Here is a 3,246-nt window from a genome sequence, read left to right as displayed (position 1 = left end):
CACGCAAAACGCTCGGCTGGGAAACCCCAGCCGAGCGTCTCACCAAGCTCCTGGCACTCGCCAGTTGATCAATCAGTGTTGCGACGACCCCTTGACTTCACCCGAGCTCGGCGGGGCTGTTGATGCTGCCGATCGTAGTGATCACTCTGCCGTCACCTCATTGACGGCGATTCGGGCGCTGGATTCGTCACGGCGGCCCACCGCCGAAACCGCTGCTCTCGGCCCCCGCCTCCCAACCTGCGCTCTCAGATGGACGCGGCCCGATTCTGCCGTGTTCCCGCCACACCCCTTCTTGATCCTTCTCAGCGCCAACGGCTGTCCGCCGGTTCCTCACCCCGGAGCTCGGCGACGGCAAGCTTCCGTCCAAGGGCTGGCACGCCGGGCCGCCGGCTGCGCTGTCGGCCATCGGGCCCTGGAGAGATGCCACCGCCGACAGGTGTGGGGCCGCACGCTGCCTGTTCCTGCTCAGGCTGGAACAGCGGGACAGGCGGCGGCCCCGCGTTGTGCACTGGGTCCCGTGCCCGTCCCGGGGCACGGGCAGAGATCACACATCGAGAGTGACGAAAGGTGACGGCATGACCAAGACGACGCTCAAACTGGCCGCGATCGGGCTACTGGCAGCGGTCGGACTCGCCCTGGCCGCCGGCCCGGCAGCCGCCAAGGAAGACCACTACCCCGGCGCCGGCGGGATCGCCCCGATGGGCGACGACTACTGGCCCGCCACTGGCGGGATCGCTCCGAAGGACGACTACTACCCCGGCGCCGGTGGGATCGCCCCCATGGGCGACGACTTCTGGCCCCACACCGGCGGCTGAGGCCCGTGCTGGATTCCCGGCCGGGACCGTGAGCAAGGCCAGGCTCGTGCCCTCGCCAAGGGAGAGCGAGCCTGGCGCGCGCAGGCATGAAGGGCACTGCCCTCCTCGCGTTTTGCAACCCGTCCACATGCGCCTCGGCTGCTGTGTCCGCCTGGCGAGCGCCCGCCTCCCCACCGGCCTCCATCGTTATCTTGGGTTGTTGACCTCTTCTCGCAGGTCAGGGCGTTATGATCTTGTCAGGCACGTAAGGCAAGTCGGTCGGCCAGGTGCGATCAATCGCGGCCCCGGCCCGCGGACTGGAGCCGGTCTTGAACGCCGTGGCTCAGGCTCGTGAGCCTGCCAGGAGGAGGAAGAGTGGAACGCGCTGGCGACGTGCGAGTGCGGCCATGTCGCCATTGAAGCGATCGGGGCGAGGTGGGCATTCGCGCAGCGCGGTGATGGCGAACTGCGCGCGTGTCAGGGCGGTGACGTAGTCCTCGATGGTCCGGTGATGCCAGGTGACGGTGTTGCCCAGCCAGTCGCGCTGGCGGGTTCCGGGGTGGAAGTAGTCGTCGACGACCCAGTCGGTGCGTGCTTGTTCTGTGCTCTGGCGAGCTTCGTGGGAGGTGATGACAGGGTGAACGACCGTGATCAGCAGTCGTCCGCCTGGTGATAGACAGTGCCGGCAGGCCGCCAGGACGGCGTCGAGATCGTCGACGTAATGCAGCGCCAAGCGGGAGATGATCAGATCGAAAGTGCGTGGCGGGGCGGAGAACCTCTCGATGTCCATCCTTTCCACGCGGCCCGGGGTTCCTGCGAGGGTGGCCGTGGCCGCTCGCGTCATCTCGGTGGAGCCGTCGATGCCGAGGTAACTACGACAGCCGGCGGCGAGCAGGGTGCGGCCGATGGCGGCGTCCCCGCACCCGAGGTCCAGCACGCGGAGGCCGGTGACCAGCCCCAGTTCGTCAAGGAGTGCTGGTTCCTCCATGACGTGGTTGGGGCTGTGCACCCCGCTGTGGCGGTGCCGCAGGTACAGAGGTTGAAAGGTCGGGGTGTCATGTCGATCTCGGGCTCGTGATCAGGCCGGTGTGTGCCAGGAAGGCGTCCAGGAGGTCGGGGCGGTACTACATCTGCTTGAGCCGGCTGCGGATGACCGCGGCGAGCTCGTCGAGCGTGCAGGGGACCAGGTTGCCCAGGCCGCGTTTGAGGTGCGACCACACAGTCTCCACAGGGTTGAGTTCGGGCGCGTAGGTCGGTAAGGAGAACACCGTCAGCCACGGGCGGGTGTCGATCAGGCTGCGCATCAGGGCGTCGACGTGGATGTTGACGTTGTCCCAGATCAGCACGATCGGCCCGCCGAGCTGCTGGTGGGCCGCGTCCAGCAGACGGGCGCAGTCACTCTCGGTGAACCCTTTGCGTTCGTTCTTGCGACGCCGGTAGATCCTCATGCGGTAGATCAGCCGGGTCCGCTGCCCGGGCTTGAGGCAGATCAGAGCGGCCAGGTTGACGCGCCCGGAGCCTTTACCAGAGACGGTGACGGTCGGGGTGCAGCCACGGCGGGACCAGGTGCGGGCCTTGGGCGGCCTCAGCGACTGGCCTGCTTCGTCGGCGAAGCAGATCCAGGCGTCCTGATCCCGCGCCGTTGTTCCGCCAGCGGCCAGGTGTCCTTCACCCAGGTGGCGATCGCCTCTTCGTCACGTTCGGCGGCGCGGCGCTGGGGGACCTGCGGGCTCCAGCCCAGCCGGTGCAGCAGGTAGGAGATCCCGCGCGGGGTGTAGGAGACGTGGAACAACCTGCCGACCAGCACCGTGACCCGGGCCAGGGTCCACCGCTGATCTTCGCTCCACCCCCACACGGCCGGACCGGCGTCCAAGGCGGCCTCCAACCGCTGCACTTGCGCGGCGTTCAGCCGGCAGCGCTGCCCGCCCGGCCCCTTCGAGACCAGTGCCTCGGCTCCCGCTGTGCGCCAGGCCCGGTGCCAGACGTAGGCCGACTTACGCGAGACCCGCAGCCTCTTGGCCACCTGAGGCGGCGACATGCCCGCGGCGAACAGCCCGGCAGCCTCCAAGCGGACCTGTTCACGCTTGGCTCGCGCCGCCGGGGTCAGACCACCACCATCCGGATAACGCATCCCTCCGGCATACTCCCGAACCCAGCCATGAGCATGCAACCACGTGGTGATACCTCAGTCTTTCAACCTCTGTAGCGGTCCGCGACCTGCGGCGCGTCGTAGAAGGCGCCTCCTTGAACGGGGCGAGGTTCCCCAGGCGGATGCGGTGTGATCACGATGCCCAGAATATGTAGACCTGTTCCGCCGGACAGCAGTGATGCCTTCAGTCCAGGCGCCCCGGTTGCGTCCACGGGAGTGGTGTACGAGTTTGACCTGGTCAACAGGTGTGTCGTCGTGAAATGATGACGGCCATCGCGTGATCCTTCGAAGGCGCAAACCAAG

At 67.5% G+C, this 3,246-nt stretch carries 4 protein-coding genes; 1 reads left to right on the top strand and 3 read right to left on the bottom strand.

From position 1 onward, the window contains the following. Positions 1-575: 575 nt before the first annotated feature. Positions 576-815, top strand: coding sequence for a hypothetical protein (locus tag IEZ27_RS53325; protein WP_189654302.1), 240 nt, complete (start codon positions 576-578; stop codon positions 813-815). Positions 816-1,137: 322 nt separating this feature from the next. On the opposite strand, the gene IEZ27_RS53320 is transcribed toward IEZ27_RS53325, so the two are convergent. The 3 genes from IEZ27_RS53320 to IEZ27_RS53310 form a co-directional block, all read right to left on the bottom strand. Then, a complete protein-coding gene (locus tag IEZ27_RS53320; protein ID WP_189654301.1) occupies positions 1,138-1,782 on the bottom strand; it encodes a class I SAM-dependent methyltransferase in 645 nt (214 codons plus the stop codon). 136 nt (positions 1,783-1,918) lie between these two features. Further along, entirely contained in the window at positions 1,919-2,383 is a 465-nt protein-coding gene (locus tag IEZ27_RS53315; RefSeq protein ID WP_229825347.1) for a transposase, read from the bottom strand. Further along, entirely contained in the window at positions 2,380-2,925 is a 546-nt protein-coding gene (locus IEZ27_RS53310) for a winged helix-turn-helix domain-containing protein (RefSeq protein WP_189654300.1), read from the bottom strand. Before IEZ27_RS53310 ends, IEZ27_RS53315 begins: the two co-directional genes overlap by 4 nt. Positions 2,926-3,246: the final 321 nt, after the last annotated feature.

Source organism: Nonomuraea spiralis (assembly GCF_014648435.1).
In the GTDB taxonomy this organism is placed as follows: Bacteria; Actinomycetota; Actinomycetes; order Streptosporangiales; family Streptosporangiaceae; genus Nonomuraea; species Nonomuraea spiralis.
Note: the sequence above shows the minus strand (reverse complement) of the source record. Positions and strands in the feature narration are given on the sequence as shown.

Coding starts and splice junctions, on each gene's coding strand:
- IEZ27_RS53320 (WP_189654301.1), bottom strand. CDS start 1,782: ATGGAGGAACCAGCACTCCTTGACGAACTGGGGCTGGTCACCGGCCTC.
- IEZ27_RS53310 (WP_189654300.1), bottom strand. CDS start 2,925: ATGCGTTATCCGGATGGTGGTGGTCTGACCCCGGCGGCGCGAGCCAAG.
- IEZ27_RS53325 (WP_189654302.1), top strand. CDS start 576: ATGACCAAGACGACGCTCAAACTGGCCGCGATCGGGCTACTGGCAGCG.